Raw genomic sequence first — 19,106 nt, forward strand, 5'->3', positions numbered from 1 at the left:
GACTTTGGAATAATCAAATTCAAATGAGTACGGCAAAAAATAGCCACATCTATTTAGTTGATGACGATGCCTCTTTTAGAGCTAGCCTAAAAGAGGCTTTTTCCTCATTGGGTTATCAAGTACATGTCTTTGAATCTGCCGATGCATTTTTAGGGCATGAGGATATAGCTTGGCCTGCGGTCCTAGTTTCCGATATGCGTATGCCCGGAAAGTCTGGCGTGCAAATGCAGCAAAGCTTAGTGGACGCCGCTTTAGGAATTCCAATTATCTTTATTTCTGGCGAAAGTACGATACAAGAAGCGATTTCTGGCATGAAGCTGGGTGCAATCGACTTTTTACAAAAGCCCTTTGCTATGGAGGCTTTAGTGGCTGCTGTAGAAAAAGCCTTAGAGAGACAAAGGGTTAGTTTGGCTAAGAGCTACAAAGTAATTGCTAAAGAAGAAAAACTCAAACGGCTAGCGCCTCGTGAGCGGGAAGTGTGTGATTTGATAGTGCTGGGCCATACCAACCCCAAAATTGCCTTCCAGCTTTATCTGTCCATAGAGACGGTCAAGCAATACAAAAAGAATATCTATCAAAAATTGGCTATTGAAGATTTAGCTGGTCTGATTGCTTTTATGAGCCAAGATAACTAGCTTTTATCCCCCTTTAGGGGGATTTTGCGGGAAGAAAAATACTAGAAAAATAGCATTTCTTCATTCTTAGATTTTTGAGCCATTGTTTAAAAAGCTTGCATTACAAGGACTTGTAAAGCCGCTAGCCTGTATGCCGCTAGCTGCTGGGTTAATGCACGCTCAAGCAATATGGGCTCAAGCTCCTGATGCGGGTGCATTACAGCAGCAATTGCAGCGCGAAGTAGACCAAAACCGTCCAAGCCAAGCACCAGCACCTCTTGTTAAAAAAGCGCCATCACCCTCTAAGCCTGCGGCAAGCAAGGAAACCTTAGAGGTGAAAAAATTTGTTGTCTCTGGAGCAACCTTAATTAGTCCAGACCAAATTGCGCAGACACTTGCACCATTTGAAAATCGTGAACTGTCTTTTGACCAAATTCGTGAAGCTGCCAATGCAGTCACTGCTCTGTATACCAAGATTGGCAGAACAGCTCAGGCAGTCATTCCTCCGCAAGATGTGGTGGGTGGCGTTATCAAAATCAATATCTTGGAAGGCAAAGTTGGCAAAGTCATTATTGACTTGGATAAAACTGCTCCGAGCCGCTTGAAGTCTTCTGTGATTCAAGAGTTCATTAGCGACAATAATCCTGATGGTGCTTTCATTGATTTAAATGGCCTTGAGCGCAGTATGGCGCTGCTTAATGAACTACCCGGTAATGAATCTGCTGCTGAGTTACTTGCTGGCGATAAAGAAGAATCTACCAATATCTCTGTCTCTGCAAAAGATACAGGTTTCTTTACCGGTCGTATCGATGCCTCTAACTATGGTTCACCTAGTACTGGCGCCGCTCAAGCGGTTGCAAGTTTGAATCTGAATAATTTATCTGGTATTGGTGACCAAGTATCTCTTGATGCGATTGGTTCGCAAGGTTCTATTTATGGAACGCTCAAATATGGTTTGCCTATAGGCAGTAATGGCTGGCGATTATCTGTTGGCGTGAGTGCGCTTGATTACAAGAGTATTCCCAGCTTTTCACCAACCGTGTCGCAAGGTAATGCCCAGACTTATGGCCTTTATGGTACCTATGCATTAGAACGCTCAGCTACATCGACAACCAACTTTGTTGTGAACTACGAAAATAAGAATTACAACAACAGCACCAATGGTAGTGAAACGAGCCGTTATCAATTGAATAACGTCACTGCTGGTTTTAATGGCACCAAAAATTTTGGAGAGCAGTTTGTCAATTGGGGTGTGAACGCAATAGTGGGAACGCTCAATATCGGCAACACCAATCAATACAACAATGACCAAGCAGGCGCCGCTACCAATGGCACATTTACAAAGCTCAGCTTTAATGGAGCATTGACCTCAGCACTGCCTATCGACAGAACTACTGCAATAGTTTCTATCTACGGGCAATTAGCTAATAAGAACCTTAATACCGCCGAGCAACTCTATTTAGGCGGCCCTTATGGTGTGCGCGCTTATCCAGTAGCCCAAGGCGGCGGCGCTCAAGGCGCTGTTGCTTCTGTTGAGGTGATGCATAGCCTACCGAATCAACTGCAAGTAGGCGCATTTGTAGATGCTGGAGTGATTCAGCAATACATTACTACCTGGACTGGTTGGCAAGGGCAAACGAATGCTGGCAATACCTATCCTTTATATGCGGCAGGCCCAATTGCAAAATACAACTATGACAAGTTACAGCTAATTGCATCTTTAGCATTTAGAGTGGGTAACAACCCGCTTTATAACTCTAGCGGCCAGCAGATAAATGTTGATAACTACTACCGCACGGTTCAAGGTTGGATTAAGGGAACTTATTTCTTCTAATGAAGTTAAATACCTATAACCCTTCTTTTGCCATATGCGCTATTACAGCGGGATTAGCTCTGTATGGGGTATCAACATCCTTTGCAGCGCCAGCAGCCAATGCATTGCCAACGGGCGGCCAAGTAGTGGCGGGGTCGGCGAGTATCAATACTGCTGGCAATACGATGAATATCAATCAATCATCACAGCGTGCGGTGATTAATTGGAATAGTTTTGATGTAGGTAAGAATGCAACCGTCAATTTTAATCAGCCCAATGCACAAGCTGCAACACTGAACTATGTCAATAGCGCTTCCAAGTCAATGATTAATGGCGCAGTAAACGCTAATGGCCAAGTCATTTTTGTGAATAACAATGGCGTTGTATTTGGTAAGAATGCAGAAGTGAACGTTGGCGGTATGGTAGCCACCACCATGAACGTTGATAGCCAAAAGTTCATGGCAGGAGAGAATAATCTCACCTTTACTGGTAATGGCTCTGGGGCTGTGGTCAATAAAGGTCGTATTAATGGTAATAACGCAGATTCTTATATTGCATTAATGGCGCCCAGCGTTAAAAACACAGGCGTCATTACCGCGATGATGAGCGGTAAAAATGCGATTGCACTGGTTGCTGGCGAAAAGGTGAGCCTTACTTTTGCTGGTAGTCAATTAGTGAGTGTTTCGGTTGATGCATCCACAGTCAACGCTTTAATTAGCAATAAATTATTGATTCAGACCAATGGCGGTCAAGTCATCATTGCGGCGAATGCTGCTCAAGATTTAATCGGCTCAACCATCAAAAACACTGGTCAGATTTCTGCATCGGGCATTAGCAAAGTAGGCGGCACCGTTAAATTGGTAGCTGATACTGTTGTTCAAGCCGGTGAAGTATCGGCTAATTCAGACACTGCCAATGCTGGTCAGGTAGTGATTTCTGGTAACAATGTCACACTTGCTAGTGGCTCTAAAACGACTGCAACTGGAGCAGCGAATGGTGGTCAAATTCTCATTGGTAAAACTAATATCAACACTGCACAAAGCCAGGTAAATGCTAGGGTTGTGAGCGTTGAGCAAGGTGCTTTGGTTGATGCTTCAAGCACGCAAAATGGTAACGGTGGCACCATTGCTGTTTGGTCGAAAATTGCCACTAACGTAGCCGGAATTTTCAAAGCCAATGGTGGTGCAATATCAGGTAACGGTGGCACAGTCGATACTAGCTCTGCAGGTAAAGTGACTTACGGCAAAGGTTTAACCGTTGACACTACTGCACCGAACGGCAAGACGGGCAACTGGATTACCGACCCATTAGCTATCATCATTGACAGTACTGCTGCGGGTATTTTGTCTAATGCCTTATCAACAACCAATGTCACTTTAGACGCAACTGTGGGTTCTTGTAGTGGTATTGGTGCATGTTCCTTATCAGCTAGCCCACTCATTAGTTTCTCAGCTGGTACCAATGTTTATTCAAGCAATCCCAACACTAGCCTCACACTGAATACCGCTGGTGGCACCATTAATTTTGATGGCACAGTAGCGGTTGGTCAGGTCTATGCCGTAGCACAGACCATTAATGTCAATGGTTCATTAGCTAGCACTGGTGGTTCAAATGGCAATATTTACCTTGCTGGTGCAAGTCTGAATGTCTTAGGTTCCATTGGTTCAAATGGCTCAACCCAGAGCAGCACTAATACTGGTGGCAGCAACGCTACTACTCGTAGAAATTATGGTGTCAATGGAGCACTAGCTTCTGATGCTAATACCTACACCTCTAATGCTGGGGCAATTAATTTATTAGCTTCTGGTGACATCAATCTGGTTGCAAATTCCTATATTTCAGCCAATGGCCAAAATGGCGGAACAATTAATATCGTTTCAACGAGTGGCAAAGTAAGTGCCAATGGCGTGATTGATGCAATTGGTAAGGTCGGTTCTGGTGGTCAAATTGCGATTGTTGGTAAAACCCAAACCGACATCATTGGCGCATTGATTGCTGCTGATGGACAAGCTCAAGGTGCCATTATGAGTATTGGCCTTATTAATACCAATGGCAGTGGTTCAACATTAGCGCCACCAGCAACTGCCCCTCCTGCATTTACCACCCAGGTAAATAGCATTATTAGCAGTAACAGCAGTATCGTTTCAGGCAATATTTCAATAGATAGCCAAACAGGCATCTCTTCATCAAACGGCAATATTGTCGTCTTTGGTGACCAAATTCAAGTTAATAATTCGAGCTTCACGGTCGCAAATGGCTCAATTGCTATTGGTCGCGAGGGCTATGGTCAGGGAGCTTTAGCAGCTTATACCCAAGTGACCAATTCCACCTTCAGTGCATCTCAAGTAGAAACATCGGGTAAGGCTCTGAGTGTTGACGGAAATACTATTTTGGCTAGTGAGTGGTTACTTGACCCAACTAGTATCACCATTAATACAGGCGCAGCTGGCGGCTCAACCGGTGGTACCTTAGCTGCTGCATTAATCAATGCAGGTGCTGTGACAGTTACAACTACAGATATTCAAAATGCTATTAATGCCGGTACGAGCGTAAACCTCGCTTCTACAGGCGCTATTACCCAGAGCGCTGCATTAACATTTACCAATAATTCTGCAACTGGGGCAACCTTAACTTTCGCCAGTTTAAGCCCCACTGCAAAAGCAACCATCTCATTGGGCGCTATTACTGCAACCGGAAGTAATGCAGTAAACGTTGATGTTAGGGGCACGGGCGGAAACATCACTGTTGGCGGTGCCATTAACGTCACTGGAACAATTAGTTTAGATAACACCTACTTTAATTCGACTGCAGCACCCAATATATATACTGCTGGTGCTATTACATCTGCAAATATTTCGAATGCCACAACTGGTCAAGGCATTAGTATGGGCGGGATTTTAACTGCTGCAAATATCAAAGCTAAAGCAAATGCCATTAATATCACTGGCGTGAGCAACGGTAATGGCGCTGTAAATATTAGTAGTGCCATTACAGCTACAAGTGGTGACATTAATATTCAAGCTTTGAGTACTGGTGCTAATTGGTACAGCCTTTACACATCTGGCTCAGCAGCTTTTGTAGCCAATGCTGGCAATATCAATATTTCTGGTTCATCAACTTCAACTACAGCTTCAGGCCTTGACCGCATTATGTTTAGCAACACTGGTGGCATTGCCGCTAGTGGCAATGTCACGATTGCTGGTAATGATGCATCTACTATTGCCAGTGGTGAGCGCGGTATTAACATTACTGGTGGCGTCAATATTCTTGCCGGTGGGGACTTAACACTTGGCGGAACTGGCGCATCAAGCGGTGTTTACGCACAAAATGGTGGATTGCTGGTAGCTAAAACAGGTAATTTAACTATTCAAGGTGCATCAGTAGATGCAAATGGTTGGGCTTATGTTGATACAACCAAGCCGTCTGCCAATACCGTTGCCATTAACGGCACTGCACTCTATTTAAACGTAGGTACTACATCGACAACCGTTAGCACAGGCCCAGTAACAGGCACCTTTATGGGTGCACAAGCTGGTGGTAGCGTTAACCTATGGGGCTCAGCGTTGCAGGGTGTTGGCATTGGCACAGTTGGGAACATTACTGGTGGCACTGTAACTTTAAAAGGGAAAACTACAGGTTATAGCGCAACATCAAATAATCCTGGTGTTTGGGTTCAAAGCGGTAATGTTTTCAGCACAACTGGCGCCATCAATATTTATGGCTCTCAGTACGGAAACACCACTGGCGTAAATGACGCGGTTTACCTCACTCCAACATCAATGATTTCTGCCAAAACAGATATCAATATTGCAGGCTATAGCTCAAGCAGCAATATGAAAGGCGTCAATACGAGCGGCGCTCTTTTGGCTGGTGGAAATATTAATATTGGCGGCCAAGGTGGCGCTGGTGGCGTGTGGGTAAGCTCTGACCCAGTTTACGCCGGGGGAAATCTTAATGTTCAAAATGCAGTTTTAGATACTAATAATTACGCCATTCTTGCAAGCGGCGCAGCAACTGCTACTGGTAGCAACGCCCATGGCGTGATGCTAACTTCAGGAACTACAGCAACCACAATTTCTACCGGCCCTAATACAGGCACTTTTACCGGTTTGAAAGTTGCTGGTACAGCTACAGTAAATGGAACTAACAACACCACTACAGGTGGTGGCTACGGTGTTTGGTATGGTAACGGTGGCGGAAACTACAAAGCTGGCACATGGAATATTACCGCTAGCAATGGTGCCACAACAACAAGTCCAGCCTTTTTGATGAATACTGGCACCTTAACCTCAACTGTAGGCGGCATCACCTTAAATGCAAGCACGAATTCAACTGGTGCCGCAACGCCAGTGATATTCTCGAGCAGCACAATGGTGCCTATCGTGTCTGCTGGCGGCGTAAATATCAATGCCACCGTTACTGGCACTAATCAAGCTACCGTTGTAAATCTTGGCAATAGCACGATTACCAATGCATCAGGCGATATCGCTGTTACTGCGATGGATGCTACTGGAGGCGCAAATACTGGTATTACTACTTCTGGTGCAATCACACAAAACGCCAATGGTGGTAATGTTTTATTCACATCTAACAACAGTATTAGTCAGACTGGCACGCTTACTCTTGCTGCCAACACAAGTGGCACTCCATCTAATATTACTTACGATACAAGAACAGGGAATAGCACATCGGCTATTACTACTGGTGCGCTAAGCGTTACTGCTGGCTCCACCTTTGCTATTAACTACACACAAGAAGCAAGCGGTGCCGCACTCACATTAAATAATGCAATTAGTGTTCCTGGCACGATTACTTTAGACAATTCCTGGGGGGGTACCAATGGCGCTACTGACCACTTCATTTCAGAGACTAACGCAGGAACATATGCTGGGTCTGGAGGCATTAATACCGTTTCATTAACGGCTGGCTCTTTGGGTAGTGGAATTAACATCTATGGCACATCTACTGCTACAGCTGTAACAATAGCTACGGCTGCTTCGCTTAATTCTGCTAGCGGCCTCAATATTACTGGCCTCTCATCCTCCAGTTCAGCTACTGACATCATGATGTCGGGCGTCACCTCTACGGTAACCGGTGGCAATATTGCAGTTACTGCTTTGATGGGTCCGGCATCGAGCGGGGGGGTAACTGGCATTAAGAGTACCGGTGCTTGGAACCTGAGTAGCGGTGTCAGTGCTCTATATAAATCTAATAATTGTATTACTGTTGGCTTTGGCCCATCTGTTGCCGCCAATACCTCTGGTCATGATGTGAATATTGTTTATGACACTACATTAGGTAATAAATTGAGTGTAATTAGTGTTACTAATAGCCCATCGTTTGCTGCTGGCTCAACAGCAGCCGTCAACTACTCCCAGCTAGCATCTGCCAGCAATATAAATACACCTACTGGCACCCTATCTGTCTCAGGCAATATTACTTTTGATAATACTTATGGTTGCTCAGGTACCGGCTGCACACCAACAAGTGGCTGGTTCAATTCAATTAACGCCAATGCTACCAATACTGCACCTGCTGTAGGTATTAATGTAAGGGGTGCCTTAATTTCTGGTTCATTTGGTACTCAAGGTATTACTCTTAGGGGAACATCTACGAGTGGTAATGCAGTTAGTAATAATGTTTATGCTTTTACCTCGGCTAGCGGTATCACCATACAGGGCATGGGAATACTGTCCTCTGCCGGTACTACAAACGCAGTAATAAATTCAGGCGCTATTACCAACACAGGCGGTGCTGTCAAAATTTACTCTGTTGGTAATGTCACCGCGGGTACTATAAATAATTCAGGCCTTGGTAACGTAGAAGTTACAGGCGGATATGGCATTGCAGCTGGTACCACATCCTTTGGAACCATCACTGGGCTTGGCACTGTTACCAATACCGGAGGTGGAGTAGCAAGTATTTCTATGGCACAGCCAAGTGGGGCGACGGCAGGTACAGGTGGGGTTGTCGAGGCTGCCATTGGTATTACGAATACTAATGCATCGACTGGTAGTAATATTGCCTACAATCTAGTCGGTGGTGTATTTGCAGCACCAAATTCTGGCACAGTAAACACGGTAAGCTATCGTACCAATGCAGCACAAGTAACAATTAACTGTACTATTTGTAATTTTGCAGGTACCTATGGAAGTGTTACAGAAGCTTCCGTTGGTGCGTACATGGCTGCTCACTATACTGGTGGAACAGTCACCAGTCTTTTTGGTGTAACAACACCTACACTGAGTACGGCGTTGGCTTCGATTTATGCAAGTGGAACATTGAATGGGGCTGATTGGAGGAACGTTGCTTCATCAGGCATACCTGGCGGTGGTTCTGCTACCTGGACATGGTTATCAAGTATTCCAGGTGCCGTTGTAAACATTACTGCATCCACTTGGACTATTAGTCCCTTGGCGATAACAATATCGCCAGTCGGAAATTTAAGTATTGTGGGAACAGGTCAAACTTGGTTGGCAGCAGCTCAAGCACAAGGTCTCACTAGCTCAACTCCTTTTGCTTATAACGACGCTGCTTTGGCTGCTGCTGCCGGCACAAGCAATAGTATTACTACAACCAATAACACAAGCACGACTGTTGGAACACAATTTACTGCTTCAATTAACTCTACGAACTTTGGCGCCACTGCAACTACCTATACGGGCGGCACATTTTCTAGAAACTACACTATTACTTATGGAACGGCGCAAGATAAAATTCTTGCCCCATCTGTTGCTTTAACACTGACCCAGGCTGGGCAAATCGTACTTTATAGCGGTAGCGTACAAACCATTGTGCCAACCTACACAATTACTAGCGGAGTATTGCCGGCAGGCGATACGATTACTGGCTTTTCTCAAAACTCACTGACGGGTACAAATGTTGGTGTCTATACTGGTTCATTCTCTGGTGCTACATATACTGGTACAACCCCGTTAACCTTTACTTATCAGCCAGGTACGTTAACGATTAATCCTGCTGCACTAAATATTGCTGGAGCAACGACTAGTAGGGTCTATAGCGGGGCAGCTCAAACCAATAGCACTGCAACTATTACCGGTCTTAAGGGTACTGATGCCATTACTGTTACAGGTTATGGTTCTGGAACAAACGTAGGTAGCTATATTGATAATTTGGCAGTAAGTGCTAATGCTGGAACGTTACTCACCAATTACATAATTACTAAAACTAATGGCGCCGAAACGATTACGCCTGCTACTTTAACAATCAACGGTGCATCAGTCACAAATACCTATAACGGCAATTTACAAAGTAATAGCACTTTTACGCCAGTCGGTTTAAAAGGCTCTGATACCGTTACCAGCGTAGGTGGTTTAACAAGCGGAACTAATGTAGGTACTTATAGCAGCACATTATCTAATGCCCAAGGTGTTGGACTATCCAACTATTCCATTACTTATGGAAGTAGTTCGCTCACTATTAATCCCGTGAGCCTCACAATTACTCAAGCAAATACTAGCGCTACGTATACTGGCACAACTCAAAGTTTTGCACCAACCTATAGTTTGTCAACATCTCTTTTGGGTACAGATAACATTACTGGCTTTAGTACAAATACACAAGCTGGCACTAATTCTGGAACCTATACAGGAACTATAGGCGGGGTTACTGGTACTGGTTTATCGAACTACACCATTAGCTATGTACCTGGTACGTTGACGATTTCAAAGGCTAATCTTGCAATTACACAATCGTCTAGCACTGTTACCTATAACGGTTCTTCACAAACTTCGGGCATAAGTTACACATCATCTGGATTATTGGGTAGCGATACCCTAACTGGGCTTAGCTCTAATATTGGGGCAACCGGCACTAATGCTGGAACTTATTTGGGTAGCTTCTCTGGTGCACAAGGAACCGGTTTATCAAACTACACCATCACATATAACCCAGGAACATTGAGTATTAATAAAGCTAACCTAAATGTGTCTGGCGTTAATAGCACCACAACCTATAACGCTAATTCACAATCTAATTTAGCTGCGAACATCACCGGACTTCAGGGCACAGACAGCATTTCTATTACTGGGTATGCATCTGGTACGAATGCTGGTAGCTATGCAGATAATCTTGTTGTTGCTGCCGTCCCTGGTACATCATTGTCAAACTATAATTTGACGCAAAGTAATGGCTTTTTGTCTATCAATAAAGCAACTTTGAGTTTAAATAGTGGCGCAAGTAATATCGTTACTTATAACGGTCAATCCCAGACTGCTGGATATACCTTAAGTGGGATTAAGGGTACCGATGCATCAAGTCTTACTATTACTGGCGCAGCAACTGGTACCAATGCCGGTACTTACACTTCAAGTCTTGGGGTAACTGGCGCGCCATTATCAAACTACATATTGACAGTAAATAATGGCACATTAACCATTAATAAAGCTGTTGCTACGATTACTGGAGCTACTACAGTCAATTCTTATGATGCTTCCACCCAGACAAACACCTACACGACATCTGGTATTGTTTCTTCTGATGTTGCACACATCACAGTTAGTGGTTTAGCTAGTGCAACCCACGTAGCCGATGGCACTGTTCCCGACCAGCTTTCAGTGTCAGGTAGTGCGGCGACGAACTATACATTTACCATTAATAATGGTTCAATAAAATTGACACCAGTAAATCTATTGGTGTCTGGTGCAAATACCTCGAAGGTTTATAACGCTAATACACAAACAAATTCCGCTGCAACTGTTACTGGTTTGGTTGGCGCGGATACCGCTACAGTCACTGGTCTATCTTCCGGTATACACACTGGAGTTTATGCTGACAACCTGTCAGTAACCCTTGCTCATCAAAGCGACTACAACTTGACAGTAACCAATGGGGCATTAACTATTACCCCAGCTATCATTACTGTAAGCGGTGTAACTGCCAATAATAAGATTTATGATGGTACAACGTCTGCAGTATTAAATTCTTCTAGTGCAACCTATAGCGGTCTTTTATCTGCTGATGCTGGTAATTTGAGTTTGAATACTAGTTCTCTTATTGGCACTTTCGCCAATAAGAATGTTGGTACAAGCAAGAGTGTTGTTGTCTCTGGCGTTGCCTTATCAGGCCCTTCTGCCTCAGATTACCAATTAGCTGGCGGTACCACTTTTAATGTGACAGCCAATATTACCCCTGCAACATTAAACATTAATGGTACGAGCTCGACCGTAACCTATAACGCTAGCGCTCAATCACTAGGTGCTGCTAACCTAAGCGGTTTGATTGCTGGAGATAACGTTAGCATCAATGGCGGCGCTACTGCCACTAATGCTGGTACATATAATTCTAGCTACACATTAGTTGGTGCTGATGCGGGTAACTACACTGCAGTTTCTAATAATCCAACACTAACTATTAATCCAGCCTCTTTAGTTATTGCTGCCAATAATGCCCAGAAATTTATTACTCAAAATGACCCAACATTAAGCTCTGTTGTTAGTGGATTAAAAGGTAGCGACACCTTGGCATCTATTGGCTTAACAACATCGAATTCACGTGCGGCAGGCGAATCTGCCAATACGTACGCTATTACTCCTACCGGTGCAACAAGTACTAGCAACTACGCAGTAAGTTATGTTCCAGGTGTATTGACCATCACTCCTGCTGGAGTAGCTGTTGTTACGATGGCTGATGCAACAACAACTTATGGTACCGCCGCAACACTCACTGGCGTTGGCTCAGCAAATTCGTCGGGAACTAGCAATTCAGTATCTAAAGTGCAGTATGCAACGACATCGGGCTCGGGGGTAATTGTTTCAACACTTACAACATCGGATAATGGTATTACCTGGAACGATACCGCTAGCGGCCGATTGACTATCTCACCAGTAACAAGTGGGGTGAGTGTATTGTCACATGTGGGTTCATATACCAACGGTGTGACTGCCACTACTTCTGGTACATCCTTGTCGAACGGTAATTTCTCGAGCGTTCAAGTTATTGGTGGAATATTAAATGTTATTCCAGCGAACCTTACCATCACTGGTGGTAATACGACTGTGACTTATAACGCTGCTACACAAACAAATACTGCAACACCAACCTTTGGCGGAGCTAAAAATGGAGATACATTCTCTGTTCAGGGGGTTGCAAGTGGAAGAAATGCTAATACCTATGTAGATAATTTAAATGGCGCAGTAGGATTGGGCAACGGAAATGCTTCAGACTACAACATCACCTACGTTAATGGTTCTTTGGTTATTGGTAAGGCTACGGCAACATTAAATGGCGCAACTGGTGGTAGGACCTATACTGCCAGCGCACAAACCAATACTGGCGCAACTGTTAATGGCTTATTAGGCAATGATGCGTCTAATATCACTATCAGTGGTCAAGCATCGGGCACCAGTGCTGGTTCCTATACTGGTTCATTAAGCGCTTCCGGAAGCGCTGCCGCAAACTATAACTTTGTTGCTGGCACAGCTGATACTTTGGTTATACATCCGGCAAGCATAACTATTGTTGGTAAGAATAATAGTTATTCATACAATGGTTTAGTTCAAAATAATAGTGGCGCGATTGTTAGCGGCTTATTAGGGGCCGATAGCGTGTCTTCGGCTGGTATTTCGATTAGCGGATATGCTGCGGCCACTCATGTATCCCAGGGTTCTGTTGCAGATAATTTATCTGCAACTATCTCAAGCGGTAACTATACTGTTGCGAGCGTTCAGCAGGGTTCATTAAGCATTACTCCCGTAGCAATTACTGTTACTGGTAATACGGCTAGCTATGTTTATAACGGCAATGCGCAAACCAATACCTTCACCACTACTGGTTTAGTGGCTAATGATAGGGTTGTCGTTTCCGGTCTTGCGTCAGCCACTCACGTAGTACAAGGTACGGTAGCTGATAATTTGTCTGTTGCTTTTGCCTCGGGAACACAGGCCGCTGACTATATCGTCCCAACTATTGCGAATGGTGGCATCGTGAACGGTGCTTTATTCATTACCCCTGCATCTGCAGCGATTACAGGTGCTACCACCACAAAAATTTATAACGGCGCTGGGCAAACCAATACTTATCTTGTGTCAGGAATGGTTGGCAGTAATTCGGTAACAGCAGTAGGCTCAGGTGTTGCTACTCACGTAGCTGATGGTACTGTACTGGATAGCTTGGTTGCGGTTGCTGGTCCAAACACATCATTATCTGATTACAACATATCCGTTAATAATGGTTCAATTAAGGTCACGGCCGCGCCATTAACTATTAATGGAAACTCTAGCTCAACTATTTATAACGCCTCTAATCAGACTAATAGCTACACTGTTTCTGGTTTGCGTGGCACAGATACTGCAACAACTGCAGGACTGTCTGTTAGTGGTCTTGCTTTAGGTAAAAATGCTGGTTCATATAATGACAATCTAACTGCGAGCGTAAGTAACGCCGATTATTCTATTAGCGCTACAAACAATGGTTCAATCACTATTACTAAAGCTAGTGCGGCGATTGTCGGCAATACTACTATTAATGCTTATAACTCTAGCCTTCAAACAAATACTTACACTACATCTGGATTCCTTGGTTCAGATTTAGCGGGCATTACAGTATCTGGAAGTGCTACTGGAACTCACGCTGGCTCATACGCTGATATTTTGTCAGCCTCCGGTAGTGTCTTAGCTAACTACAACGTTACTTATACGAATGGTTTAATTACCGTTACTCCTGCTACCTTAACTGTGGTTGGCGTCAACAATACCGCTATGTATAACGGTTCTGCACAAACTAATAGCGGCGCTACTGTAACGGGATATAAAGGAAGTGATACTGGCGTACTTACTGGATATGCCGTAGCCACTCATGTTTCTCAAGGCAAAGTAAATGACAGTCTTGAAGTTACTCTGTCCAATCCAGGCGATTACACTTTAAATATCACTAATGGCAGCTTGACATTGACAACAGCTCCACTAACTATTCAAGGTGCAACGACAACCAATCAGTACAACGGTGCAGCCCAGAAAAATACTTATAGTGTTACTGGTTTATTAGGCTCCGACCTTGTTACTGCCACTGGTTCTGCTACTGCTACTCACGTTTCGACCGGAACTGTTAGCGATAATTTGAGCGCTGTTGCTAGTGGCTCAACTCAGTTATCTGATTACGCTATTACTACAAATAATGGCTCAATTGCCCTTACGCCAGTAAGTATTATTGCCAACATAACACCAGCCTCTAAAACTTATAACGCCGGTACGAATCTGAGCAGTACTACATCATTGACGGGATTGCTTCCAATTGATGCCGGTAATATTACTGGTAGCTCCACCATTTCTATGACAGGCGCAAACGCAGGCTCCCAAGGAATTGCCTATAGCGGCACTACCTTGTCGGCTAGCGGTTCATCCCAAGCTAGCGACTATGTAGTCTCAGGTGCATTGCTGGTCAATAATGGCAACAATGGTGTCACACCGAATACCGCTCCTGTCACACCGCCTTCACCCGATTCCCATGGCAGCGTGACCCCCACTGTCATTCCGGGTGGCGGAATTGTAGTAAATAAGGCAATACTTAGTATTACTGGAGACACTAATAGTGCAGTGTTTGATAACACTTCACACGTTAATACTTACCAAGTATCTGGTATCCAAAATGGAGACGCTGTATCTGGCGTTTCAGGATTGGCCAGCGGTTTGCATGTTAACGGTGGACTGCCTTATGCAGATGCTCTATCTAATGCAACTGGGTCCGGTTTATCAAACTACACTATTACTTACATCAATGGCAGCTTAACTATTACTCCTGCTTCACTTACTGCAGTAGCGATACCCGATAAATTTATCTATAACGGTAGCTCAGCAACCCAAAATATTAGCTCTACCACGGTCCTTACCGGTTTAATTGTGGGAACTAGCGCTACAGGCTCGACCTCACTATCAACAACAGGTGGTAATGCTGGCTCACAGACCATTATTAATAATGGCACAACATTGTCGGGCGTAAATGCCGGTGATTACATCGTAATTAGTTCAATTATTTCCAATAATGGTGCAAGCGGCTCAGCAAATAATCAAGTGACGCCAAACGGAAATACCAGTGGAAATCAAGGCGGAACTATTGTGATTGCACAGGCGCCATTGACTATTCAGGGCGCAACAACCAGTCTTGCTTATGACAGCACAAGTCATGCCAACACATACAGCGTCACAGGTTTACTGGGCAGTGATACGGTAACCACTACAGGTTCTGGTGTTGCTACGCACGTAGCTCAAGGAATTGTTCCTGACGCCCTATTGGTGACAGCAGGTGGCCAAACACTTTTGTCGAACTATGCTGTCACTGTTAATAATGGCTCGATTCAGATTACTCCGAAGAGTATTACGGCCACTGTAACACCCAATCTTAAAACCTATGATGGCACTACCAGTTTAGTCAGCACAACTCAATTAGTTGGTGTATTGCCTGCAGATACGCTTACTGGTAGCTCTACTATTAATTTGACAGGCAGCAGCGCTGGCGTACAAGGCATTAACTACTCCGGAACTATTTTGAGTGGTGCAAATGGAACTCAGGCTTCTGACTATTCGGTTACCGGGATGATTCTAGCTAGCGCAAATGGCAACCAAGTAACTCCAAATATCACACCAATTGCGCCACCAACTTCCAATGGTAGTGGCACCGTTACGCCAGTCGTAATTCCTGGAGGCTCTATTGTTATTAATTCTGCGCCTATTACCATCTCCGGTGCGGTAACGAGTGAAGCATTTAATAATACGACCTTTACCAATACCTATACTATTACTGGCACTTTATATGGGTCTGATGTAATTACAAGCGTAACGGGCTCAGCAATAGGTTTGCATGTAAATCGCGATAGTGGCGGTAATGTAATTGCTTATTCTGATAATTTGGCTGCCCAAGGTTCTGGCCTATCTAATTACGCAATTACCTATGTCAATGGCGGTTTGACCATTACTCCAGGGCAATTAACTGCTGTTGCCATACCGAATCAGACTGCTTATAACGGCTCATCTGTTGCGCAAAGTATTAACTCAACAACAACTTTGAGTGGTGTAATTCCCGGAACTAATGTCAGCGGCATCACTAGTTTGTCTATTAGTTCAGGAAGTGCCGGCCTTCAAACTTTAGTTAATAACGGCACTACCTTATCAGGTTCAAACGCTGGAGACTACAACATTACTTCTTCTGTAGTAGCTAATAATGGTGCGAGTGGTTCTGCAAATAATCAGGTGACACCAAATGGTAATACCAGTGGAAATCAAGGCGGCACTATCGTAATTGCAAAGGCCCCATTGACAATTTATGCTGACAATCAGGCTTCATTCGTAACTCAAAATACGAATTTGCTTACAGTTTCACCTGCAATAGGCTTACTGGGCAGTGACACAGTTACAGGGGCGACTTTGAGTACGGTCGTGAATAGTTCTTCTAATGCAGGAAACTATCCAATTAATATTTCTGGTGCAACAGGTACTGGCCTTTCTAATTATGCGATTACTTATGTACCGGGAACTTATACGGTAGTTCCTGTGGGCCAATTGCTAATTAACACAGGAAATACGACAACAGTTTACGGAACTACGGCTACTTTCTTAATGCCAACGGTTAGTTATATGAATTCAGCGCACCAGGTTATTAGTAATTTGAATGGCACCTCTGTAACCAATAATGGAGTGACTACATATACCTTCAACGATGGTGCAGGTACAACAGTCAGCTTTAACTTGGCGCCCAATACTTCAGGTAACACATCGGGCTCAGGCAATATACCTGCATCTAATTACGGGTTAGTAGCCCAGAATTTCCAAAAAACAGGAAGCAATTTAACTTCTACAATCGCAGCAGTAAATGGTAATTTAGCTGTTACGCCATTAGCGGTAACAATAGCTGCAACTCCAGCTTCATATGTCTATAGCGGCCAAATGCAAGTAGGTGCCTACACTGCACCAGGATTGTTATCTGCCGATGATGTTGTTGTGGGTGGTCTAGCATCTGGAGTGCACGTTGGCACATACAGCTCTGGTTTGCAGGCATCTGGTAACGACTTGAGAAACTACACCATTAGTTATGTTGATGGGGCTATAAACATTACGCCTTATCAGCTGTATGCAAACATTACTCCATCAGCTAAAACCTATAATGCCCAAACAGGCATATCTTCTGTTACTACTTTAAGTTCAGCGAACAACACCACACTGCCTAGTGATATAGCCAACATTTCTGGCTCATCTGTTATCAATACAAGTTCCGTGAATCCTGGTATTCAGACCATCTCATATGGTGGAACTACTCTATCTGCACTCAATGGCTCTCGGGTAGGTGATTACGAGGTTGCTGGCGCATTATTAATTAGCAATAGTTCTAACGGAGTAACTCCGAATTCTAATCCGATTGCACCACCAATACCTGACGCTAATGGTACTGTGACGCCTTCTGTCATCCCGGGCGGTGCCATTGTTATTAATGCCGCTCCACTGACCATTACTGGCACAACAACTAGCGTAGTATTTAATAACACTATCCAGACCAATCGCAATACATTTACCGTTGTCGGTTTGCAAGGTTCAGATAGCGTGACTAGCGTTTCTGGTCAAGGCTTTGGTTTACATGCTGGAACCTATAGCGATAGCTTATCTAGCGCTCAAGGTACAGGATTGAGTAACTATGTTATCTCTTACGTTAACGGCGCCATAACAATTTCGCCGGCACCATTGATAGCAAATGTTGTGCCGGGTACAAAAACTTTTGATGGTAATAATTCTTTATCAAGCATGACAACTTTATCTGGCGTGCTTAATGGTACAAACGTCTCAGGCTCAACTAACTTTTTGCTTGCTGGCGTAAATCCTGGTAATCAGAAAATTATTAACCTTGGCACGGTACTAAGCGGGGTAAATGCAAGTGACTATGCAGTTTTTAATACTATTTATGGCCAGAATATAAACAATAGCATTAGTAACATTAACCCTAATGGCAACCCTATTGTTGGACCAAATAATGGTAATGGCTCCGAGGTAATTATTAATGTGCTGCCATTGCCAAATATAAGTAATGACAACAATAATTCAAAGATAAATGAACTGCCGTATATGACCTTTAGTCAGTTACAGGTAGTAAATAACAATGCTGGCTTCAAAGAGAGCGCCAACTCCTTCGCTATGAATGGCTTGGTGATTAGCCCGACTTATTTCTCTAAACCTGAGCCAATTTATGTCAGAGATGCATCTTCTTTAACAGAGCATCTGTTGGTGATTGAGCCGCTTTCGAGTGGCGCATTTAGATTCCCAGTGCCAGATAAAACGGTTCAGGATTTGATTAATAACTCTGGCAATGGCTTTAGTGGTGCCATTGCTCAAGGAGCTAGTGCAGGCGTTGTGAAGTTACTTTTATTGCCCAATGATTCGACAGTAGAGGCTAGCTTAGTCAGTGGCGAGCCATTGCCTGAGGGAATCCGTTTTAACGCCACTAACAAGACTTTCTTCATTGAGCAGCTATCTAAGGTTAATCTACCCATTGAGGTCAAATTAACCCTTAAAAATCAGTCTAAAGTGTTGGCTGAGAAGGTGATTCTGGTCACTAAATAAAGCTCACGTTTGAGCTTTATTTGCCAGGGGATGTCCTTGACCCAAGAATTCATTTCTGAGCCCTTAGTCAATCAAATTTGCGTTGATAAGGAAGGCAAAAGCGTGGTCATTAAGCGCGTTTTC

3 protein-coding genes are annotated in these 19,106 nt (G+C 44.0%); all 3 read left to right on the forward strand.

Going from position 1 to position 19,106, the window contains the following annotated elements:
* Positions 1–23: 23 nt before the first annotated feature.
* The 3 genes from ICN24_RS09025 (at position 24) to ICN24_RS09035 (ending at position 18,983) form a co-directional block, all read left to right on the forward strand.
* Positions 24–635, forward strand: coding sequence for a response regulator transcription factor (locus ICN24_RS09025; RefSeq protein ID WP_216223186.1), 612 nt, complete (start codon positions 24–26; stop codon positions 633–635).
* Positions 636–765: 130 nt separating this feature from the next.
* Positions 766–2,448, forward strand: a complete 1,683-nt coding sequence (locus ICN24_RS09030) for a ShlB/FhaC/HecB family hemolysin secretion/activation protein (protein ID WP_216223188.1) — start codon at positions 766–768, stop codon at positions 2,446–2,448.
* The gene (locus ICN24_RS09035) at positions 2,448–18,983 is read left to right on the forward strand and encodes an MBG domain-containing protein (RefSeq protein WP_216223190.1); all 16,536 of its coding nucleotides are present in this window, start codon (positions 2,448–2,450) and stop codon (positions 18,981–18,983) included. The genes ICN24_RS09030 and ICN24_RS09035 overlap by 1 nt, the downstream gene beginning before the upstream one ends.
* The last annotated feature ends 123 nt before the right edge of the window (positions 18,984–19,106 follow it).

It is taken from the genome of Polynucleobacter sp. UK-Kesae-W10 (assembly GCF_018881575.1).
GTDB lineage: Bacteria > Pseudomonadota > Gammaproteobacteria > Burkholderiales > Burkholderiaceae > Polynucleobacter.